The organism is Nannocystis pusilla (assembly GCF_020073745.1).
Lineage (GTDB): Bacteria > Myxococcota_A > Polyangia > Nannocystales > Nannocystaceae > Nannocystis > Nannocystis radixulma.
The window spans coordinates 499,786-520,554 of sequence record NZ_JAIRAU010000027.1; the positions used below are offsets into that span (position 1 = coordinate 499,786).

Annotated in this window: 16 protein-coding genes; 6 read left to right on the forward strand and 10 right to left on the reverse strand. The window is 71.9% G+C overall.

Going from position 1 to position 20,769, the window contains the following annotated elements; translation table 11 throughout:
* Positions 1-86 precede the first annotated feature (86 nt).
* A complete protein-coding gene (locus K7C98_RS20850) occupies positions 87-1,151 on the reverse strand; it encodes a hypothetical protein (RefSeq protein ID WP_224193459.1) in 1,065 nt (354 codons plus the stop codon).
* A 44-nt stretch (positions 1,152-1,195) separates the two neighbouring features.
* Here K7C98_RS20850 and K7C98_RS20855 point away from each other — a divergent pair, with 44 nt between their 5' ends.
* Positions 1,196-4,219, forward strand: coding sequence for a tetratricopeptide repeat protein (locus tag K7C98_RS20855; RefSeq protein WP_224193460.1), 3,024 nt, complete (start codon positions 1,196-1,198; stop codon positions 4,217-4,219).
* A gap of 1 nt (position 4,220) precedes the next feature.
* On the opposite strand, the gene K7C98_RS20860 is transcribed toward K7C98_RS20855, so the two are convergent.
* Together K7C98_RS20860 and K7C98_RS20865 are read right to left on the reverse strand one after the other, a co-directional pair.
* Positions 4,221-5,012 carry an IS3 family transposase gene (locus tag K7C98_RS20860; RefSeq protein ID WP_224193461.1) on the reverse strand — a complete coding sequence of 264 codons (792 nt, stop codon included), beginning with the start codon at positions 5,010-5,012 and terminating at the stop codon, positions 4,221-4,223.
* Entirely contained in the window at positions 5,009-5,302 is a 294-nt protein-coding gene (locus K7C98_RS20865) for a transposase (protein ID WP_224193462.1), read from the reverse strand. Before K7C98_RS20865 ends, K7C98_RS20860 begins: the two co-directional genes overlap by 4 nt.
* Before the next feature lie 148 nt (positions 5,303-5,450).
* Between K7C98_RS20865 and K7C98_RS20870 the strand changes: the two genes are divergently transcribed.
* The gene (locus K7C98_RS20870; protein ID WP_224193463.1) at positions 5,451-5,801 is read left to right on the forward strand and encodes an integrase core domain-containing protein; all 351 of its coding nucleotides are present in this window, start codon (positions 5,451-5,453) and stop codon (positions 5,799-5,801) included.
* Positions 5,802-5,823: 22 nt separating this feature from the next.
* Here K7C98_RS20870 and K7C98_RS20875 read toward each other — a convergent pair whose 3' ends face one another.
* The 5 genes from K7C98_RS20875 to K7C98_RS20895 form a co-directional block, all read right to left on the reverse strand.
* Positions 5,824-6,219: a hypothetical protein gene (locus K7C98_RS20875; RefSeq protein ID WP_224193464.1), complete on the reverse strand. Its 396-nt coding sequence runs from the start codon at positions 6,217-6,219 to the stop codon at positions 5,824-5,826.
* Positions 6,220-6,419: 200 nt separating this feature from the next.
* Positions 6,420-7,955 (reverse strand): type VI secretion system contractile sheath large subunit, encoded by a 1,536-nt coding sequence (gene tssC / locus K7C98_RS20880; RefSeq protein ID WP_224193465.1) that lies wholly within the window; start codon positions 7,953-7,955, stop codon positions 6,420-6,422.
* Between the two features lie 587 nt (positions 7,956-8,542).
* Positions 8,543-9,709 carry a DUF2169 family type VI secretion system accessory protein gene (locus tag K7C98_RS20885; protein ID WP_224193466.1) on the reverse strand — a complete coding sequence of 389 codons (1,167 nt, stop codon included), beginning with the start codon at positions 9,707-9,709 and terminating at the stop codon, positions 8,543-8,545.
* A 3-nt stretch (positions 9,710-9,712) separates the two neighbouring features.
* Positions 9,713-10,960, reverse strand: a complete 1,248-nt coding sequence (locus tag K7C98_RS20890) for a hypothetical protein (protein WP_224193467.1) — start codon at positions 10,958-10,960, stop codon at positions 9,713-9,715.
* Positions 10,961-10,970: 10 nt separating this feature from the next.
* The gene (locus tag K7C98_RS20895) at positions 10,971-11,936 is read right to left on the reverse strand and encodes a DUF2169 family type VI secretion system accessory protein (RefSeq protein WP_224193468.1); all 966 of its coding nucleotides are present in this window, start codon (positions 11,934-11,936) and stop codon (positions 10,971-10,973) included.
* Between the two features lie 169 nt (positions 11,937-12,105).
* On the opposite strand from K7C98_RS20895, the gene K7C98_RS20900 reads away from it, so the two are divergent.
* Both K7C98_RS20900 and K7C98_RS20905 read left to right on the forward strand, forming a co-directional pair.
* Complete coding sequence (locus K7C98_RS20900; protein WP_224193469.1) at positions 12,106-13,695, forward strand: ADP-ribosyltransferase; 1,590 nt, start codon at positions 12,106-12,108, stop codon at positions 13,693-13,695.
* Positions 13,696-13,697: 2 nt separating this feature from the next.
* Positions 13,698-13,904, forward strand: a complete 207-nt coding sequence (locus K7C98_RS20905) for a hypothetical protein (protein WP_224193470.1) — start codon at positions 13,698-13,700, stop codon at positions 13,902-13,904.
* A gap of 15 nt (positions 13,905-13,919) precedes the next feature.
* Here the strand turns inward: K7C98_RS20905 and K7C98_RS20910 are convergent, their stop codons facing one another.
* On the reverse strand, positions 13,920-16,154 hold the full coding sequence (locus K7C98_RS20910) for a type VI secretion system Vgr family protein (protein ID WP_224193471.1): 2,235 nt from the start codon (positions 16,152-16,154) through the stop codon (positions 13,920-13,922).
* Between the two features lie 693 nt (positions 16,155-16,847).
* On the opposite strand from K7C98_RS20910, the gene K7C98_RS20915 reads away from it, so the two are divergent.
* Entirely contained in the window at positions 16,848-19,595 is a 2,748-nt protein-coding gene (locus K7C98_RS20915) for a serine/threonine-protein kinase (protein ID WP_224193472.1), read from the forward strand.
* Between the two features lie 122 nt (positions 19,596-19,717).
* The gene (locus tag K7C98_RS20920) at positions 19,718-19,930 is read left to right on the forward strand and encodes an amphi-Trp domain-containing protein (protein ID WP_224193473.1); all 213 of its coding nucleotides are present in this window, start codon (positions 19,718-19,720) and stop codon (positions 19,928-19,930) included.
* Between the two features lie 96 nt (positions 19,931-20,026).
* Here K7C98_RS20920 and K7C98_RS20925 read toward each other — a convergent pair whose 3' ends face one another.
* Complete coding sequence (locus K7C98_RS20925) at positions 20,027-20,758, reverse strand: TylF/MycF/NovP-related O-methyltransferase (RefSeq protein ID WP_224193474.1); 732 nt, start codon at positions 20,756-20,758, stop codon at positions 20,027-20,029.
* Positions 20,759-20,769: the final 11 nt, after the last annotated feature.

The following is a 20,769-nucleotide window of genomic DNA, read 5'->3' on the forward strand; positions in this document are numbered from 1 at the left end:
CCTCGATCATCATCGCCAACGACGGCAACGACGCTGATCTCGAGAGCGACGCGGCCCGCTGCATCGCCGTGCCCGGAGGCCCACGCTCAATCGGGTGCGGTGGCGCACTGCTCGATCACCTCGTCGGTGGTCGCGGCCCTCAGGCACGCGATCTTGGCCTCCACCGAGTCGGTAGCCTGGCAGTCGGCGAAGGAGCCGGTCGGTTGGAGCGGGCGGTGCGAGACGTCCGCCGAGCTGGAGCTGTCGACAAACTCGCGCGCGGCCACGAAAGCGGTCCCGTCGTCGCGGATGTAATACGAGAGCGTGTCTCCCCAGAATCCGAATTGGGAGGAGTGGCGAAGCTCGAAATGCAGCGAGCCGGGCTTGCCGGCCGCCAGCGCCGCCAGGGCGCAGTCGAGCGCCGCCTCGTCGCTCGTCGTGGTGCACGGCTCCGAGCTCATGCCGTCCTCCGGGTCGCCGCAGAAGATCTCGAAGCTCGAGCACAGGGGGCTGTCGCCGCAGCCGACCTCGATCGTGGGCGGCGTGGGCCCCCCGTCCCCGGGGGTGAGGGCGAAGCAGCAGCAGGCGTCGACGATGTCGTGTCCGGCGCACGCGCCGGCCGTGTCGGTTCCGGTGTCGTCGCTCGTGCTGGTGCTGGTCGTGGGGTCGTCGCCGGTCGATTCGGTCTGGCCCAGCGGCTCTTCGCAGATCATCGTAGTCGGATGGGCCACCAGCCCTTCACAGCATCCGCCGTCATCCACGGATCGTGCCTGGCCCTCCGGCACACACGGCACGCAGGTGTTCGAGAAATCGGGGGCCAACCCCTCGCAACACGCCGCCTCGGCACTACTCGCCCCCTCGGGAGCACACTCCATGCTGGGGCTGTCGTCGCCGTCGGTGGCGTTTTCCTTCGGTTGGCAGGCGATGAGGAACAGCAGCCCGCCGAGCACGGCGGCGGCGGGCTTCGCGGGTGAGAGGATCGAGGAGAAGGCGGTGTCGAACATGGTCAGTTCCGAAGTAGGTTCAGTTAGTGGAGGCGCGCGGTCGCTCGTTCGGTGGGCGCCGCGGCCGCGGACCGACGAGTGCCGACCTCCCGGCGCTTGATCGGCGCGGGCGAACATTTTTTTTCGCGCGCCGCCCCGCGCACGGTGCGCGACGTTGTCCGCGCGCACGCGGGGCGATACCCTCGGCCTCGCTTCGGGTCCGGATGCGCGACGTGTCCAGCGAACGGCCGAACCTGCTCGAGCGCATCGACCAGGGCCGGGTCAAGTTCGAGCTGCTCGGCACCCCGCAGTCGCTGGGCCGGCTCGGCCGCTTCGTCGTGTTCGCCCGGCTCGGCGCCGGCGGGATGGGCGTCATCTATCACGCCTATGACCCGGAGCTCGACCGCGGCGTCGCCATCAAGCTGCTCCACCCCGGCGTCACCGCCCGCGGCGGACACCGCAGGCTGTTGCGCGAGGCCCGGGCGATGGCCCGGCTCGCCCACCCTCACGTCATCCAGGTGTTCGAGGTGGGCGAGCTCGAGGACCACGTGTTCCTCGTCATGGAATTCGTGCCCGGCCAGACGCTGCGGGCCTGGCTGACCGGGGCGCCGCGGACCTGGCGCGAGGTCGTCGCTATCTTCCTCCAGGCGGCCGACGGCCTCGCCGCGACCCACGCTCACGGCCTCGTGCACTGCGACTTCAAGCCCGAGAACGTGCTGATCGGCGCCGACGGGCGCGCGCGCGTCGGCGACTTCGGACTCGTGCAGGCCGAGGCCGACGCCCCGCCGGAATCGGGCATCGAGCGCATGTGCGTTCAGGAACGCCCGCCCGAGGCGACGTCGACGAGCACCAGCCTGGGCGGGGGCACGCCCCGCTACATGGCGCCGGAGCAGCACGGCCGGGGCGTCGCCGACGCCCGCAGCGACCAGTACAGCTTCTGCGCGGCGCTGTACGAGGCGCTGGCGCCCATGTCCTTCGAGGCGTTCGTGCGCGACGGGCCGTTCGGCCTGCGGGCGCTGCGCGGCGAGCTACCTCCGCCCCTCGCGGTCACAGGGGCATCGCCGGAGCTCGGCCGCGTGGTCGCCCGCGGCCTCGATCCCGACCCCGAGCGCCGCTGGCCCTCGCTGGCCGCGCTGCGGGCGGAGCTCGGCCGCCTCGCCGCGCCGCGGTCGCGCGCTCGGGGTTGGCGGTGGGGCCTGGCCGCCGGGACCGCCGTCGGGCTGCTCGCCGGCGTCGGCTACGGTCTCGGCGCGTATGCGGCGACCTGTGACGACGGCGCGGCCCAGATCGGCGCGGTGTGGGGCGAGTCGGAGCGCCAGCAGCTCCGGGCCACGATCACGGCGACCGGCCTCGGCTTCGCTGCCGATACCGCGGCGCGGATCGAGGCACAGCTCGACGGCTACGCGCGAGCGTGGCGCGAGACCCGTCGGGCCGTCTGCGAGCAGCACCGCGGCGGGCAGATCTCGGACGCGCTGCTCGATCGGACCACGCTGTGTCTCACCGCAGCCCACGGCGCGCTCGCCGGGTTGGTGCAGCAACTCGTGGCGATCGAGGCCGCCGAGCTCGAGCGGGCGACGCAGGCGGCGCTCGGGTTGCCGGACCTCGCGCGCTGCCGCGACGCCGGGAGCCTGCTGGCCGAGGTCGCGCCGCCGGCCGATCCCGCGACGACCCGGGCCGTGCTCGCCGTGCAATCGCAGCTTTCGGCGGCGAGCTCCGAGTGGACGCTCGGGCACCTCGACGACGCCGCGCGCCACGCCACCGAGGCGCTCCAGCGTGCCCAGACGATCGGTCATGCGCCGCTCATCGCCCAGGCCCTCTATCACCTCGGCACGATCCACCAGGCCCGCGACGCGCGGGCCGAGGCCGAGTCGATGTTGACGCGGGCGGCCTGGCTCGCCGCCGAGATCGGCGACGACGAGCGCCTCGGCCTCGTCGCCGGGGCGCTGGCGCAGGTGATCGCGTTGTCCGGCAGCCGCGGGCCCGAGGCCCGCATGTGGGTCCGGCTCGCCCGCAGCATGTCCGTGCGAACCGCCCCGCGCGGCGGCTCCCACTTCGAGGCGCTGTTCGACAGCGGGCAGGTCGAGTACCGCGCCGGGCGCTTCGCCGAGGCCGAGGACTGGTTCGGGCGGGCCCTCACGCACGCCGAGCAGCACCTGGGGCCGCACAGCCGGGATACATCCCGGGCGCTGGCCATGGTCGCGACGCTGCAAGGAGAGCTCGGCCAGTACGACGCCGCCCTGGCGAACTTCGACCGCCTCGCCGAGATCCGGACGAACGTGTTCGGCCCGTCGCACCCGACGATCGCCGCGTATCACAACAACCAGGCCACGGTACTCCGCCGCGCCGGGCGCGAAGACGAGGCCCTGGACAGATTCACGCAGGCGCTCGAGATCTGGCGCGCGGCCTACGGGCCGGACCACCCCGACGTGGGTATGGCCCACGCCAACATTGGCTCGGTGCTGCTGAGCCGCGGCCGACCCGGCGACTTCGAGGCGGCCGAGCCGCACCTGCGCCGCGCCATCGCCACGAGCGAGCATAACTTCGGCCCGGACGACCTCAACCTGATCGTGGAGGTCGTCAACCTCGGCCACCTGCACCTGGTCCGCCTCGAGCTCGACGAGGCCGAGCGGCAATTCTCCCGGGCCCTCGCCATCGGCGAGCGGACGGTGGGTGGCGAGCACCCGCTCGTCTCGCTGCCGCTGGTGGGGCTCGCCGAGGTCGCGGGGCTCCGCGGCGACGTTGCGGCGCAGCGGCGGGACGCCGCGCGCGCCCTGAAGATCGAGGAGTCCTCGCTCGGGCCGAATCACCCGGACATCGCCTGGACCTTGAGGGTCCTCGCCGAGGCCGATCTCCTCGACGGCGCCCTCGCCAGCGCCGAGCGCCTCCTCGCCCGCGCCGACGCCCTCGACGCCCGGGCCAGCGAGGACGCAGAGCGGGAGCTCACCTCGCTCGCCGCGCATGGCCGGCTCGCGCTGGAGCGTGGCGACGCCGCGACCGCGTGCGACCTGCTGGCGCGCGCGCTTCACGGTAGCGAGCACCGCGAATTCGACCCCTTCGGCGCCGACCTCGCTAGCTCGCTCGCGCGCGCGCTCGTGGCGGCCGGGCGCAGCGACGAGGCCCGCCCGCTGGCGGAGCAGGCCGCCGCGTTCTTCGGCCGCGGCGGTCCGGCGCTGGCCTGGCGGGTCGACGCGCTCGAGGCGCTGCAGCGCGGCGCGCAGGGGCTGGGCCATACTCGCGCGGATGTCCGAGCCGAGTGACTCATCGAGCGTGTCCACCAGATCGGGGCAGCTTCACGGCTTCTCGCGTGAGGAAGATCGTGCGATGGACGAGTTCGGTCTTGAGGGTGCTGTTGAAGCTCTCCACGACCGCGTTGTCCCAGCAGTTGCCCTTGCGGCTCATGCTGCATGTGATGCCCGCCCGGCGCAGGGCCTCCCGGTGATCGTCTGCGGCGTACTGGGAGCTGCGATCGGAGTGAAAGAGGAGCCCCTCCGGGGACGGCTCACGATGCCCCAGCGCGGCTTGTAGCGCGCCGAGGGCCAGCTCGGTGCGCATGTGGTCGGCCATCGACCAGCCGACGACGCGCCGCGAGAACAGGTCGAGGAGCACCGCGAGGTAGAGCCAGCCCTCAAGGGTCCAGACGTACGTGATGTCGGCGACCCAGGCCTGGTCCGGCTTGCTGGCGGTGAAGTTGCGGTCGAGGATGTTGTCGGCCACGGGGAGCCTGTGGTTCGAGTCGGTGGTCTTCCTGAATTTCGGCCTGCGGCGGCCCTGGATGCCCTCCTGGCGCATCAGCCGGGCGACACGCTTGCGGCTGACCTTCCGGCCACGCTCGCGCAGCTCCCGACGGATCCTCGGGCTCCCGTAGGTTTTCCTGCTCGCCTCGTGGATCGCCGCGACCTCCTGGGCGAGCTCCGCGGTCTCCCGCGCCCTCTCCGACGGTTCTCTCGTCTTCCACGCGTAGTAGCCGCTCCGCGAGACATCGAGGACCTCGCACATCATGCTGACGGGAAAGTGGGCCTCCTCCGCCGCGATCACCTCGAAGATGGTCACGTCTCCTTGGCGAAGAAGGCCGCCGCTTTTTTTAAGAAGTCGCGCTCCATCTCCACCCGCTTCAGCTCCTTGCGGAGCCTGGCGAGCTCCGCACGCTCGTCCGTCGTCAGCGGCCCGCCCGGTGCTGGATTGCGGTCGTTCTCATCCTTCTTCACCCAATTCCTCAGGGCGCTCACCGTCAAGCCCATCTCGTGAGCCACCTGCGCGACCGTCTTCCCCGAGGTCCTTACGATCTTTACCGCCTCGGCCTTCTGTTCTTCCGTGAACGCTCGGCGCTTCTTCTTGCTCATGGCCTTCACCCTCTCTACTCCTGACTCATCGAGGGTGTCCACCGGATCGGGGCAAGTTTAGTTCCCTGACGCCCGACCTCGCGTCGTCACCGACAACGGCCCGCAGTTCATCGCCCGCGACTTCAAGGAGTTCATCCGCGTCGCCGGCATGACCCACGTCCGGATCTCACCCGGCTACCCGCAGTCCAACGGCAAGCTCGAGCGCTGGCACAAGACCTTCAAATCCACGGCCCTGCGACCCGCAGCACCCTCGACGATCGACGAGGCCCGCCGCGTCACCGCCGACTTCGTCGAGCACTACAACGCCCGCCGTCTCCACAGCGCCATCGGCTACATCGCGCCCAGCGACAAGCTCGCCGGACGCGAGACCGTCATCTTCGCCGAACGCGACCACAAACTCGAGGCCGCTCGAGAGCTCCGTCGTCAACGCCGAGAACTTGATCGCCAACGTCAAACCCACCATCATCCCAGCGAGACCTGCCCACCCGCAAGTCCGTAGGCCGCCCCTCCCTCGGTTGCATTCACGCTGAGCCAATACAGCCGCCGCGGCCGTGCCAGGCGAACACCAGCGGATAGGCGGTGTCGGGATCGTAATCGGCGGGGATGACGAGGTCGTAGTCGCGCTCCATGCCGGCCGCCTCGATGGTCTGCGCCATGGCGCCGGTGAACGGCGGGGGCTGACCGCACGGCCCCGCGGGCTCGCCGGTGGTCGGCTCGGGGCCGGTGGTGGGGACCGCGGTGGTGGTGGTGGTGACGGACGGCTCGTCGGTGGTCGCGGCGCTGCCGGCGGTCGTCGTGGCGGCCGTGCTCGTGTCGGTCGATTCGCCCTGCGTGGCGCCGATCGTGACATCGGCCCCGCCGTCCGCGGCGGTGGAGCAGGAGGCGAGGAGCAGGGCGAGCGCGATGCGGCGAAGCATGCCGGCACGGTAGCGCGAGCGCGGCCGCGGACGCCAGGGACGGCGCTCGGCGAGCGAGGGGTCCGCGTGCGAGGAGCGCGCGCGCGGATCGTCGCACACGGGGCGCGGCGGGGCAGGCATGTCTCGCAGGACATGCTCCATCGAACATGGCGAAAAAGACATGCCCGTATGGGCATGTCCTTTCGCGCATGGTATCGCCGTCACGCGCGGTCGAGCTTGCCGACCAGCGCCAGCTCGACCGCCACCCCGTCGAGCGAGAAGTGGGGCTCGACGGCCAGGTCGCAGCGGAACCACTGCTGCTGGCCCGGGACCTCCTGGACCGTCACCCGCGCGCGGCGCAGCGGCTTGCGGGCGCGCGTGTCCGGGGGCGGGTCCGGCATGTCGGACACGTAGCCGCGCAGCCAGCCGTTGAGCTCGCGCTCGAGGTCGGAGCGGGTCTGCCACGATCCGATCTGCTCGCGCTGCAGCACCTTCATGTAGTGGGCGATCCGGGCGATCACGAAGGTGTAGGGCAGGCGCGAGCCGACCTCGTCGCTGCGCGCGGCCGCCTGACCCTCCGGGGTGCGCGGGTACAGCTTCGGGCGGTGGGCCGAGTTCGCCGACACGAACACCGCGTTGGCGCTGTGCTTGCGGAACACCAGCCCGATGAGCCCCTGCTCCGACAGCTCGCGCTCCCACTGATCGTCGAGCGCGACCTCGATCGGGCTCTTGGTCTTGAGGTGGCCGTGCTGCTCGTAGATGTGCAGCGGGAGGTCGTGGATCGCCCCGCCGCCCTGCGGCCCGACGATGTTGGGGCACCAGCGATAGCGCGTGAAGCTGTCGGCGATCCGCGCCGTCATCGCCAGCGACGCCGGCGCCCACAGGTAGCGCTCGTGGCGGTCGATGACGTCCTCCGTGTACGCGAACGCAGTCACCGGCACGTCGGGCCGCTGCGCCGCGGGCACGTACTCCGACGAATCCTCCGGCACGTGCACCGGCTCGCCGTAGGGGTAGCGCAGCAGGAAGCGCGGCATGCACACGCCGACGAAGCGCGCGTCCTCGCTGTCGCGGAACGCGTTCCAGCGGGCGTACTTGCCGCCGTCGAAGAGCGCCGGCAGGTCCTTGATCTTGGTCAGCTCGGTGAACGACGACAGCCCGAACATCGACGGCGCCGCGTTGACGAGGATCGGCGCGTGGGCCATCGCCGCCACCGCCGCGCACTGCTTGAGCAGCCCGACGTCCTCGCCGTCGAGCCCGAACTCGTGCGTCGAGCAGAGCACCGCGTAGGGCTTGCCGCCGAGCGTGCCGAACTGGCGCCGATACACCAGGTCGTAGAGCCCCGAGCCGGTGATGTCGGGCGCGTCCTCGAAGTCGAGGCGCAGCTCCTCCTTCGTCACCTGGACCAGGTCGAGCCCGATGTTGTGATCGAAGTCGATCTGATCGACCAGGTACCGCACCCCGCGCCACGCCGACTCGAGCTGCTGCACCCGCGGGTGATGCAGGACCGCGCTGATCTGCGCCGACATCCGCCGATCGATCTCGCCGATCATCTCGTCCACCAGCTGGCGATCGAGCTTCGGCGCCGCCTCGGCCTTGCGCAGCAGATCGTCGAGCAGCTTGTGCGTCCCCTGGCGCACCAGCTTGTAGGGTTCGCTCCCGCGCGGCCCGATGTTGGTGACCGTGAGCAGCTCCGACAACAGCGTCCCGCCCGGCGTCCCGCCCTTCGGGCCCTGATCATCCCCACTACCATTCGTCATTCTGTCTCCCCTTCGCGCGAGACGAGCGGTCCGCGCCCCATGCCGGGCATCGTAAAAAAGCGCGGCTGCGCTGTCCAGCGCCGCGACCACGTGCTTCGGCTCCACCCCACGTCACGCGCATCGGCATCGTCGTCGGTTCGTGCGGCGCAGCGCGACGGATGGCGCGTCCACAACCGCGCCGCTCCGCCGTCATGCGCCCGCGGTCGAGCTCGACGAGCAACGTGTGCAACACCGGTTCGTCGACAGCGAGCCCGGGCGCAGGCGGCACGATCGACGTCGCCGGGGCCTTCGCGGATGGGTCCGCGACAGCGACAGCGCCTCACCTCCGCGGTGATGGCCCACCTGGAGCGCCGGCGAGGCCCCGCTGCCGTCCTCGATCTCGTGGTGCGGCGGCTCCTTCGCAGCGAGCTCCGCCAGTCCGGGTCCGCGCGCGACCTCGGCCGGCGCGGCGTCAAAGCACTGGCAGATCGGCGCGGCCCCGAAGTAGAGACCAGCGATATGCGGAACCATGCCGCGGGCGTGCGCGCGGCGATGGCGTCGAAGGTCGCGCGCGGCCGATCGCGGCGGCGGGCCAGCTGTTCCAGAGGTCAGTCGCTCCAGGCGACCCGCATCGGCATCGTCTCGAGCTCCTGCGGCAGGTAGCTGCGCAGCGCGGGGGCCGAGCCGCGCCACACGAGGGTCAGGCGGCCGGCCTCGGGGTCGAGCTCGAGGGTGTGCATGATGGCCTGGACCCGGGTGACGGTGCCGTCGCGGGCGTCGACGGCGAGCGCGGGGGCGTACGGGACGGCGAGCTTCCACTGCGAGCGGCGCGGGTGGATGTGCGTGAGCGTCACGGCTTCGCCGCCGCGCAGGTGGGGGAGCTGCAGGGCGAGCGAGGCGCCGCTGGCGGCCTCGAAGGCGTGGTTCGCCGGTTGCTTGCCGTCGCCGGGGCCGAGCGCGGCGGGGACGAGGCCGCGGGTGACCTCGGCCGCCGGGGCGTCGAAGCGCTCGCAGATCGGGACGACGCCGAAGAAGGCGGACCGCGGGTACCAGCCGTAGTCGATCCAACCTGTCCCCTGGGGCAGGGGCATCTTGTACCACTTCTTGAAGTCGCCGACGGCGAGGCGGGTCGGGGTCAGCGGATCGAGCAGGTCCTCGAGCTGGGGCAGCGACAGGCGCTCGACGGCGTCGCGGGTCGCGGCGATCAGGTAGCCGCGGCCGCACGGGTTGCGCGGGTAGAGGTACGGCGACGCGGCGGCGAGGTCGGCCTCGGTCATGTCGGCGAAGCGCGGGTCGCCGCGCAGCGGGTGGCCGTGCACCTCCTCGAAGACGGCGTCGCGTCCGCCGTAGGCGTGGCTGTAGCGCAGCGGGATCCGCTCGATCGGGGCAGGGGTGGAGAACACCGCCCGGTTGGTGGCGTCGAGCGTGCATCGGCGCTCGCCGAGCGCGAGCAGGCGGACCTGATGGTCGCCGACCTTGACCTCGGCGACCAGCTGGCGCGCCGTGCCGTCGCCGTAAACGTGGCCGTGGACGACGACGTCGGTGCGCAACTTGTGGGTGAACAGGTCCGTGTCGGCGAGCAGCTGCTCGGGGTCGGCGGGGTCCCACTCGGGCTCGGCGCGCAGGGCCGGCTGTTCGGCGGCCGGACTGATTCGGCCGGCGTCGTCGATCTCGTAAGTGCGCTTGGCGAGGATCGTCAGGGTCCACTTGCCGTCGAGGCCGTGCGCCGACAGCTGCAGCGCGGTCGCGGAGGGGGCTGTCTGTACCTGTCCCAAGGGTCAGCTCTCCTCCTGCTGCTCGGGCGGGGCGCCGAACTCCTCGATGCCGGTCAGCGGCAGCAGCTCCATCGCCATCTGGTGCGGGATCGACAGCGGCATCGAGGCCAGCATCTCCAGCAGGGCGTCGTAGCCCGTCTGGCGGTAGTACTCGAGCGGGGTCAGGTGCTTCTCCGGCGGCGGGCGGTGCGAGCCGAGCGTCGGCCGGGCCTGCGGGCGCTGCTGCGTGCTCGGCTTGCCGGGCTGCCATACGTTGGCAGGGGGCTTGTTCGGCTGCGAGGGCCTGGCGGGCTGCCACGGAGGGGGCCGCTGGGCGCCGAGCTGAGGTCCGCCGGCGGGACGCGGACCCGAGGGGTTGGCGGGGGTGAAGCCGGGAGGACGGTGGCCGCCGGGCTGGGGTCCGCCGGCGGGGCGGGGGCCCGAGGGGTTGGCGGGGGTGAAGCCGGGAGGACGGTGGCCGCCGGGCTGGGGCCCGCCTGCGGGGCGGGGGCCCGAGGGGTTGGCGGGGGTGAAGCCGGGAGGACGGTGGCCGCCGAGCTGGGGCCCGCCTGCGGGGCGCGGGCCCGCGGGTTTGCCGGGAGTGAAGCCGGGAGGGCGGTGACCGCCGAGCGTCGGGGCGGCGGCCTTGCCGGCGGCCGTGCTCCCCGCGTTGGCCGACGCCTTGCCGGCCGTCTTGGCGGCGGTCTTCGAGGCGAGCTTGGTGGACAGCTTCTTGCTGATCGGGCCGACGACGCGCTTCTTGACGACGGCAGTCGCCGCGCCGGTCACCTGCTCCATCACGACGTCGGCGGCGTAGCTGACGACGCCGAACAGGATGTCCATCAGCGTCATGCCGGTGAAGTGGGTCGTCGGGCAGAGCACCCGTCCGGTCGGGACCGGGCCGACGGTCCAGCAGTTCGCGTTGACGCCGATCACCAGCGTCAGCGCGGCCGCGACGGACACGCCCTCGACGGTGTAGGCCGAGGGGCCGAAGTACGAGACCGAGGAGCTCAGGAGGATGTCGAGCGGGGTCAGCTTGCTCGGAGGCCCGATGTGCGGGATCCCGGGGCCGATGTCGGTGCCGCGCTGCATCGTCATGCCAGACAGCGTCAGGCACGTCGGCGCCATCATCGGCGTCAGCGGCTGGAGCCCGTGGAGGAACATGATCGTCAAGTACGGCGCCGGGCCGTTCGGCTTGGGGTCGGGCGGCGGCCAACAGGTGTGGACGTCGATCCCGATCATCAGATCGAAGTGCTTCATCACGGCGAACACGGCGCGCTCCTCATCCGGGCTCGACGAGCCCGAGCATGCAAGTTCGCCGCTGGTGCGGCGTCAGGTGGTAGGCGAAGGAGTAGCGGTAGGTCAGGAACACGCGGCGGGCGTCGGCCTCGACGCCGATCTGATCGATCGCCGGGGTGCGCTCGCCGATGTCGTCGCCGACCTCGACGCGGACGCGGATGTCGTGGACCGGCAGTTCGAACGCGAGCGCGCCGTCCTCGCAGACGCCGGTGATCGAGACGCGCTCGCCGGGCTCGGCGCGCGGGACGATCATCTTCGGGAAGGCGTCGTTGAAGAACTCGGGCTTGAGGCGGCGGATCTGCTGGCCGGTCTCGTCGAGCTCGACGCCGCGGCGCACCCGCGGAGCGAAGGTCTGCGGGCACGGACCGGTGCCGACAGGCTCGGGACGGTCGCTCCACGCGCGGATCGGGGCGTCGGGATCCTCGAGGTTCGGCAGCAGGTTGCCGCGGGCGCGGTCCGCCTCGAGGTAGAAGCCGCGGCCGTCCGGGTTGTCGACGTACGCGACGTCGACGCCGTCCCACCTGTCCTTGCCGCCATAGGCGCGGGCGAGGGTCAGCGGGACCTCGCGCGTCGGCTCGGGCGCGCCGGGGGCAAGGCCGGTGAGGCCGGGCCGCCAGTGGCGGTCGCCCCACGCGAGGATCCGGGCGCGCCACCTGGCGCCGACCTGCGCGACGACCTCGATGCTCGGGACCGGCCTGGCGCTGCGAGCTGACCCAAAGACCAGGAGGTCGACGCCGCCGCGGACGTAGCGCTGGTCGGAGGGCATCGGCCCGTACGGCCCCTGCCAGGGCGCCGGCGAGACGCCCCACGGCTGGTCGTCGGCCGGCTTCAGGCGGCCGTCGACGATGTCGTAGGTGACGCGGAGCATCGCGCAGGCGAGCACCTTGCGCGCCTCGATGCACCCGCGGAAGAGGTACGCCGGGTACGGGGTGTAATTGAAGAACTGCATCGCGCCGCGGGGGACCGACGCGCGCTCGCCGCTCGGACGTCGGGGCCCGTCGAAGGACGCGAGTCTCGCACGAAGGCGGCGGCGTTTGTACGCGCACAAGTGCGCCAGAGGGATCCGCGCGCGCGGTGGTGCTCGCGGCGACGACTTGCGTGCGGAGAGGAGGCCGGTGATGCTCGTCGTCGGCGCGCGCCGTGCCGGCGTGCGCGAGGGGCGGGGCATGCCGGTGTTCAAGGGAGGGATCGGGGGCGGCAGCGACGTGACGCCGGACGTGACGCCGAACGTGTCGCCGAAGGTGTCGTCGAACGTGTCGCCGAACGTGTCGCCGAACGCGTCGCCGAACGTGCCGTCAGCGAAGCCGCCGAGGCCGGCGAAGCCGCCCGGCTCGCCGTCGTCCTCGCCCGGGTCGAACCCGAGGGGCGGCGAGGCGAGCGGAGAGGGCGGGCTGCCGCTCGCGCTCGTGGGCGGGCCGCCGGCGGCGTCCACGGGCGCGAGCTCGCCGGGCGGCGGGTGGACGATGGGTCAGGCGGTCAGCCCCGGAGGCGCCGGGACCGCGCCGACGATCATGCATCCGCAACTGGCCCCGCCGACGCCGAGCCCGTTGACGCCGGCGACTCCGTGGAAGTCCGCCCGGCCGAGCGCGCCGAGACCCGCGACGACGCCGACCCAACTGGGCAGACCGCAGGCGGGCGCGTCGGGCGGGGAGCAGACGGCCAAGACGGAGTCGCCGCCGTCGACTTCGGACGCGAACAACGAGTCGGACGCGCACGACGGGCCGGAGGCGAACGACGGGCCGGAGGCGAACGACGGGCCGGAGGCGAACGACGGGCCGGAGGCGAACGACGGGCCGGACGCGGACGCCGGGCCGGACGCGGACGACGGGCCGGACGCGAACGACGCGCCGAACTGGAAGCCGGCCAAGCCGAACAAGGACGACGGCTCGCGGAGCCCGTTCGGGTCGCGGAAAGAGTCGTCGGACCCGTTCGCCACGAAGCATATGCCCCCTCGGCTGGCTGGCGACGGGCTTGACCCCTTCGGGCGCGGTCGGGTCAAACCGGAGCGCCCGACGAAGTACGATTACGAGTACTTCCAGAAGATGTCGAAGCCGGCCCTAAAAAATGACGCAAGCTGGCTAGAGTGGGAACAGAAGATCATCAAAGAGGCCAGGAGAAAGAATCGGAAGGTCTACGGGCGCCTCGACGACCCCGAGATGCTCGCCCTCGTCCGGTACACCCAGGGCGACTACGAGGCCCTGAACTGGACGCTTCGTAACGGCACGCCTGGGCAGAAGAACGAGTGGGAGGGGTACAAGAAGACCCTGAATTCGGCCCTCTCGAAGCTGCCTCCATACCAGGGCATCGTTTGTCGAGGAGCCAAGGGCCTCGGCAGTTATGACTCGGCCTACCAGGTGGGCAAGGTCGTCTCCGACAATGCGTTCGTGAGCACGTGCGCCGGCAGCGACCCGCCTTCGAAGTTCAGGGGGCAATACGAGTTCTTGATCAAGTCCAAGACGGGTCGTTACATCGAGAACCTGTCCGTTTTCGGTTACAAGGGGAAAGATATCAATCAGCCGGAAACGGACAAGCTCAACCAGGACCGCGAGGCCGAGGTGCTGTTCGCGACCGACACGAAGTTCCTGGTGACCGGGCGAGAGAACACCACGATGTGGGTCCCGTACACCACCGATTTCAGGCGTCCGGCCGGTTCGACCGCGGACGGCGAGTACGTGCCGAAGACGATCATTTACATGGTGGAGATCTGAGCATGGCGAACCTGACATCGGCCGAGATCGCAAGCGCCACCGCGCAGCTCCAGCGCGAGTTTCGGGCCCGTCAGGCCCAGATCGCCGCCGCCGAAGCCGCCGGCGAGGTCGTCCCGTACGCGCCCGAGCGCACCGACGACGACGGCGGCTTTGAGGTCGTCGGGGGGCACACGCCGATCGCCCCCGCGGGGCTCGTCCGGACCAAATAACCGGCGCACCGGGGCTCAGAAGAAGCCGCCGCCGCCCCCCGCGCCCATGTTGGTGGTGACGAGCGAGCCGTTGATGCTGACCACGCCGGCGCTCGAGATGTCGATGCCGGCGGGGGACAGGGTGATGGTCGAGCCGCCCGCGGACAGCACGATCGTGGCGGCGGAGACCGTCAGCGCGCCGGTGACGGTGAGCGTGTCGTTGGCGCCGACCATGGTGACGCGCTCCGCGCCGACGACGAGGTTCTGGGTGGCGCCGATCGTCACGGTGTTGTTCATGCCGACCGTGACGAGCAGGTCGGTGCCGACCGAGGCGCTGACCATCATCGTGACGTCGCACATGACGTTGCCGAGCACGGTGGTGGTCTGATCGAGGCCGACCTCGAGCGTGCGGGCGCCGAGGACCTGGACGTGCTGATTGCCGCCGACGGCCAGAGCGTTGTCCATCCCGGCGACGGTGAGGACGTGGCCGTGGACGCTGAGGCTGTGGTCGCCGCCGACGATGTTCTCCTGGGCGCCGCCGACGGTGGTCGCCTGGTTGGCGCCGATCGTGGTCGACTGGTTGAGGCCGATCGTGTTGATCTGGTTCTGGCCGATCGTGTTGGTCTGGTGCTGGCCGACGTCGAGGCGCTGATCGACGCCGACGAACATCGTCTCGTTGCTGCCGACTGTGGCCGAGCGGTCGACGCCGACGTCCTCGGTCTGGTTGTTGGCGACGGTCAGGTGGTCGTCGTTGCCGACGTCGCGGGTCGCGTCGTGCAGCACGATCGTGTTCATGTCGTACTGCGCGTGGATGAAGATCTCCTCGGTGCCCTTGGCGTCCTCGAAGCGCAGCTCGTTGAAGCCCCCGCCGCCGGGGCTCGAGTCGGACTTGATGGTGCTCTTGGTCTTCTCCTCCGGCAGCGGGTAGGGCGGCTGGCGCGTGCCGTCGTAGATCCGGCCGGTGACGATCGGCCGGTTGGGGTCGCCCTCGATGAACTCGACCAGCACCTCGTGGCCGATCCGCGGCAGGAAGAACGAGCCGTACGACGGGCCCGCCCACGCCTGGCTGACGCGGACCCAGCACGAGCTGAGCTCGCTGAACGGCGCCGCGCGGTCCCAGTGGAACTGGACCTTCACCCGGCCCTGCTCGTCGACGTAGATCTCCTCGCCCGCGGGGCCGACGACGGTCGCGGTCTGCACCCCGCGGATCGTCGGCACCTTGGTGACGCGCGGCGGGCGGTACGGCGTGGTCACCGGGATCGCGACGAAGTCGTTGTCGTAGACCAGCTCGGCGTCGGCGTAGACGATCCGCGGCTGCTCGCCGCGGTGGATCGTGCGCAGCACGTGGTACTCGCCGTCGAACTCGTGGCGCATGTGGTCGGCGAGCAGGAACGAGTGGCCGGGGACCAGGCGCGGGCAGTCGCTGGTGCCGGTGGCGACCACGCCGCCGACGCGCGCCGCCTCGAGCCGCAGCTTGGCCTGCATGGTCGCTATCGCCGGGTCGCGGGCGCCGATCGGCGCGTCGTAGAGCTCGAGCTGGGCGGCGCCGCGGGGGGCCTGGTCGCGGGCCTCGACGTTGCGCGAGACGTAATGATCGTGGTCGCGCACGACCGTCGCGCCGGGCGTGATCTGGTGGCCGAGCGAGAACTTGCGGACATGTTCGCTGCCGCGGATCTTCTCGTCGACGCGGAACGGCAGCGCCGGGTCGCCCTGGATCCGCTCGCGCCCGGTGTTGATGTCCGACAGCACGAGCGTGTGCGCGTCCTCCTCGTGCTCGAAGTAGAAGGCGATGCCGTCCTCCTCCATGAGGCGGCGGATGAAGCTCAGGTCGCTCTCGCGGTACTGCACGCAGTAGTCGCGCGCGCTGTACGAGCCGGCCAAACGCAGGCGGTAGCGGATGCCCGACTCGCCGAGCACGGCCTCGAGGATCTGCGGGGTCGACATCCGCTGGAAGATCCGGCTGGTCGTGCGGAACTGCATCTTCCACACGTCGGGTACCAGGCAGACGCGGTAGGTCGAGCGCGGCGGCAGCTCCCCCGTGTACTCGGCGCGGCACAGCAGGCCGTGGATCGTCCGCGCGGCGCGGTCGGTGCCGGCGAGGCGGAGGCTGGCGTACGCGCCGACCATCTCGTCGACCATCTCGAAGCGCGCCGTCAGCTCGATCTGGAACTCGTAGAGCTCGGAGACCGCCTCGACCCCGGAGAAGCGGAGCACCCAGAATTGATTCGCCGAACCTGCGACCTCGAAGCGGGCCGAGTTCCCGCCGATCATGCTCGCGACAAGCAGCTCCGACTCCACGTCGCCCCCTCGAATCCCAACCCCAGGATCTCGGGGCCGACGCTAGCAAGCGCGGCGCGAGCGAACAAGGCGCGGCCCCGCGCCGGGACCCCGCGTGGGGCCTCGCGCGTCGACGCACCGGGCTTCGTCCCATGGGCGAGCTGCGAGATCCCGCGACGGGGCCGGTGTCCCGGCTCGGCGTGAACCGGACAGGTGGTGGGTCGACGAACGGAAGAAGGTGGTTGACGGGAGGTTCGCGGCGGAGCTCGCGCGTCGCCTCGAGCTTGCAGTCGCGTTCAGCGAAATTGATGCGGCGGCGGAGGTGGCACCGTGAGGCTTTCAGGGCATGTTCATAAGGACATGTCCTCAGGTATACGTGTGCGACCCGCGGGTGTTCGGCGCCGTCGCGACCACGGCACCGACTCCGCGAGGTCGCCGGCGAAGCACCCGGCGCTTCGTCAGGAGGAGTGAGACTCGAGTCCACCGGCGCTGCATCTGCAGGCCCGAGACGTCCTCGCGCCGGGGCGGGGCAAGATCGCCCGAGCGAGGTTAGCGACCGCTTCCGGCAGGCGCGCGGCGGTTCGCCGAGAGGCGGGATTTCGGCTAGGATCGCGCTTCAGCGCGCAGATGAGCGATTCAACGCCGCGGGCGAACGCCTCCTCGGGTGCCGGGGAGCTCGCCATGACCATGCGGAAATCTCTCGACGCCGATGGGCCGACGCTGCCCTCGGCGAACGGGGCGCTCGTGCCTGCGGCCCTCGCTCCGGGCCGGAGCCTGGCCGAGCGCTACACGGTGCTCGACTTCCTGGGGCAGGGCGGCATGGGCCTCGTGCTGGCGGCCTACGACGCGCGGCTGGACCGCCGTGTGGCCCTGAAGCTGCTGCGGACCCGCGCCGACGGCTCGAGCGGACGCGAGGAGAAGGCCCGCCTGGTCCGCGAGGCGCAGTCGATGGCCCGGCTCAGCCACCCGAACGTGGTGGCCGTGTACGACGCGGGGACCCTCGAAGACGGCTCGCTCTTCATCGCCATGGAGTTCGTCGAGGGGCAGACGCTGCGCCGGTGGTGCGCCCAGCAGCCTCGCTCCTGGCGGCAGGTGCTGGCGACGTACCTCGAGGCCGGGCGCGGGCTGGAGGCGGCCCACGCGGCGGGCCTCATCCACCGCGACTTCAAGCCGGACAACGTGCTGGTCGGCAAGGACGGCCGCGCGCGGGTGACGGACTTCGGTCTGGCGCGGCTCAAGCAGTCGGAGGCGCTGCCGGCCGCTCCCGAGCCGGCGGAGGGCTCGTCGCCCGCGGGCGCGTCGGCCCCGGCCGACGAACTCACGGTGACGGGCTCGGTGGTCGGCACGCCGCGCTACATGGCGCCCGAGCAGCTGCTCGAGGGGCGCCGGGGCGACGTCCGTACCGACGTGTTCTCGTTCTGTGCCTCGCTGTACGAGGCGCTGTACGGGCAGTTCGCGTTCGACGGCAAGACGTTGATGGAGCTGATGGAGGCCCACGCGGCCGGCAGGGTGAAGCCGCCGCCGTCCACGTCCGAGGTGCCGGCCTGGGTGGCCCGGACGGTGCTGAGCGGGCTGAGCCGCGATCCCTCGCGGCGTCCGGGGTCGATGGCGGCGTTGCTGGCCGAGCTCGCCGACGACCCGCAGGCGCGGCGACGCGGGCGAGCGCTCGCGGGGGGGCTGGTGGTGCTGCTGGCGCTCCTGGCCGGGCTGGTGGTGTGGGGCTGGCTCGACGAGCGCGAGCGCGGGTGCGGAGGGATGGAGCAGCACCTGGCGGGCATCTGGGACGCGCCGACGAAGGCCCGGGTCGACCAGGCGCTGCTCGCCACGGGCGTGTCGTACGCGCCCGACACGGCCCGGCGCACGGCGGCGCAGCTGGACGGCTACGCGGACGCGTGGGTGAAGATGCGGACCGAGGTGTGCGAGGCCGCCGGTCGGACGGCGCAGGCGGGCACGCTCGCGGCGCTGCGGGAGTCGTGCCTGGAGCGGCGGCGCAGCCGGCTGGGGGCGCTGACCGAGCTGCTGGCGCGCGGCCCGGACCGGGCGCTGGTCGATCGGGCGGTGGACGCGGCGCAGTCGCTGCCTCCGCTCGATGACTGCGCCGACGCGGAGGCGCTGACGGCCGCCGTCCCTCCGCCGGAAGACCCGTCGGTGCGAGCGCGCGTGGAGGCCCTCGAGGCGCAGGCGGACCGCCTGGAGGCGCTGTACGAGGCCGGCAAGTACCCCGAGGGGCTGGAGCTCGGGGAAGCGCTGCTGCGGGAGGTGGACACCGTGGCGTACGCGCCGCTGAGAGCGCGGGCGCTGTACGTGATGGCGGAGCTGCAGGAGCCCGTCGGCGACTACGAGGGCTCGAAGGAGCTGGCCCGGCGGGCGATCGTCGCGGCGGCGCAGGGCAAGGACGCCCGGCTCGGCGCGCGGGCGTGGAGCCAGCTGCTGTTCGTCCTGGGCGCCAGGCAGGGGCGCGGCGAGGAGGCGCTGACCCTGTCGCTGGCGCTGGAGGCCGCGGTGGAGCTGGCCGACGATCCGGTGAGCCGAGCCGACGCCGACAACACGCTGGGCATCATGTTCGTGACCCTCGAGCGCCACGAGGAGGCGCGCCAGCGGCACGCGCGAGCCCTGGCGGTCCGCGAGAAGATCCTGGGTCCCGAGCACCCGCACACCTCGCTGTCTCTCGGCAACCTGGGCCGCGCGTTGCTCGGGCTGGGCCGCTACGAGGAGGCGCGTCAGGTGCACGAACGGGCGGTGGCGCTGCGCGAGAAGGTGCTGGGACCGGAGCACCCGGTCACGGCCTTCCCGCTGACCCACCTCGGCACCTCGCTGTCGGCCCTGGGCCGGTACGAGGAGGCGAAGGACGCGTTCGAGCGGGCGCTGGCGCTGCGCGAGAAGGGCGTCGGGCCCGACGATCCCGTCGCCCACGCCGTCTTCGTCGGCCTGGGCAACGCGCTGTCGGCCCTGGGCCGGCACGACGAGGCGAGGATGGCCCACGAGCGGGCGCTGGCGCTGGGCGAGAAGGCGCTCGGCCCCGAGTCGTCCTACCTGGCGCTCGCCCTCAACGGCCTGGGGCGGGCGCTCCGGGGCCTCGGCCGCCACGAGGAGGCCCGGCTGCGGCACGAGCGGGCGCTGGCGCTGCAGGAGAAGGCGCTCGGTCCGAATCACGCCGGCCTGGCCGCGACCCTCCTCGGGCTGGGAGAGCTCGAGCTGGCCCTCGACCGGCCGGCGCAGGCGCTTCCGCTGCTCGAGCGCGCCCTGACGCTGGCTGGCGTGGAAGATCGGGCCAACGTCCAGATGGCGCTGGCCGAGGCGCTAGGGGCCTCGCCACCGGAGCGCCCCAGAGCGCGCAGCCTGGCCGCGCAGGCCGAGGCGTACTGGCGCGAGCTGGGGCACCAGCCGAACCTCGACCGCGTGGCCCGCTGGCTCGCCACGCATCCAGAAAGATGACCTTCGGGACATGTGAGGCGCGCGACCGGGGCCCGCTCGACGTGGTCCGTCACCGCCACGCGCCCGGGCGAGCGCTGCCCGACGCGCGCTCCGCGGCTCGCTTGTGGTCTATGCTGGCGGCGATGCCCGAGCGCGACGTCGAACGCAACTGCAGCACCCAGACCTTCGTCGAGACCCTGCGCCGCCTGGCCGACGCGCTCGAGCGCGGGGAGGCGTTCCGGATCCAGGTCGCCGGCGCCCGCTTCAGCGTGCCGCGCGACGCGGCGCTGTCGATCGAGCACGAGGCCGCGGACGACGAGGAGGAGCTCGAGCTGCAGCTGCGCTGGCGACGCTGAGGCTCGCGGCACATGTCGCTACGAACATGTCACTGAGGACCTGACGAAAGGGGCATGTCTCGGAAGACATGACCCCACGAACACCCCCGTCGGGCGTCAGGGCTTGACGGCGATCCGGCCGGTGTAGTCGATGCGGTGCAGCAGCGGGGCGCCGCCGTGCTCGGCGAAGTAGCCGTCGACGGCCTCGCGGGCGCCGCGCCAGTGGCCGTAGTCGTCGACGATGAGGACGCCGCCGCGGGCGAGGCGGGGGTAGAGGTGCACGAGCTCGTGGCGGGTCGACTCGAACCAGTCGGTGTCGAGGCGGAGGATGGCGATCGCGTCGGGCAGGGTGGCGGGGATGGTGTCCTCGACCTTGCCCTTGACGAAGTGGATCTTGTCGCGCGGGTAGCCGGTGGTGGCGAGGCTGGCGGTGGCGTCGGCCAGGCTGTTGGCGCAGAAGACCTTGTGGTCGGTGCCGCGGATCCTGTCCCAGTCGGCGAGCGGGGCCTGGTCCTTGAACGAGACGTCGCGCGCGGTCGGCTCGCTCATGCCCTCGTAGGTGTCGTAGAGGAACAGCTCGCGCGCGCGGTCGCCGAGCTCCTGGAAGGTCAGCGCGGCGACCATGGCGCTGCCGCCCTTCCACACGCCGCACTCGACGAAGGCGCCGGAGACGCCCTCGCGCGCGACGTGACGCACGGCCTGGTAGAGCGCGTACATCCGCTCGGTCGAGGTCATCGTGTACGGCCGGGCGCGGTCGTGGATGGCCCGAAAGCCAGGTTCGAAGTCGGGGTACTGCCGGCGCCAGCGGCGGTCGTCGCGGAGGCGGCGGAGGCGGTCGATGAGCGTCACGGGTGGCGCGA

Bases quoted from the DNA above. Each gene is read 5' to 3' on its own strand.
- K7C98_RS20865 (WP_224193462.1), bottom strand. From the start codon at position 5,302: ATGAGCAAGAAGAAGCGCCGAGCGTTCACGGAAGAACAGAAGGCCGAG.
- K7C98_RS20870 (WP_224193463.1), top strand. From the start codon at position 5,451: ATGACCCACGTCCGGATCTCACCCGGCTACCCGCAGTCCAACGGCAAG.
- K7C98_RS20875 (WP_224193464.1), bottom strand. From the start codon at position 6,219: ATGCTTCGCCGCATCGCGCTCGCCCTGCTCCTCGCCTCCTGCTCCACC.
- tssC (WP_224193465.1), bottom strand. From the start codon at position 7,955: ATGACGAATGGTAGTGGGGATGATCAGGGCCCGAAGGGCGGGACGCCG.
- K7C98_RS20895 (WP_224193468.1), bottom strand. From the start codon at position 11,936: ATGCAGTTCTTCAATTACACCCCGTACCCGGCGTACCTCTTCCGCGGG.
- K7C98_RS20900 (WP_224193469.1), top strand. From the start codon at position 12,106: ATGCTCGTCGTCGGCGCGCGCCGTGCCGGCGTGCGCGAGGGGCGGGGC.
- K7C98_RS20905 (WP_224193470.1), top strand. From the start codon at position 13,698: ATGGCGAACCTGACATCGGCCGAGATCGCAAGCGCCACCGCGCAGCTC.
- K7C98_RS20910 (WP_224193471.1), bottom strand. From the start codon at position 16,154: ATGATCGGCGGGAACTCGGCCCGCTTCGAGGTCGCAGGTTCGGCGAAT.
- K7C98_RS20915 (WP_224193472.1), top strand. From the start codon at position 16,848: ATGCGGAAATCTCTCGACGCCGATGGGCCGACGCTGCCCTCGGCGAAC.
- K7C98_RS20920 (WP_224193473.1), top strand. From the start codon at position 19,718: ATGCCCGAGCGCGACGTCGAACGCAACTGCAGCACCCAGACCTTCGTC.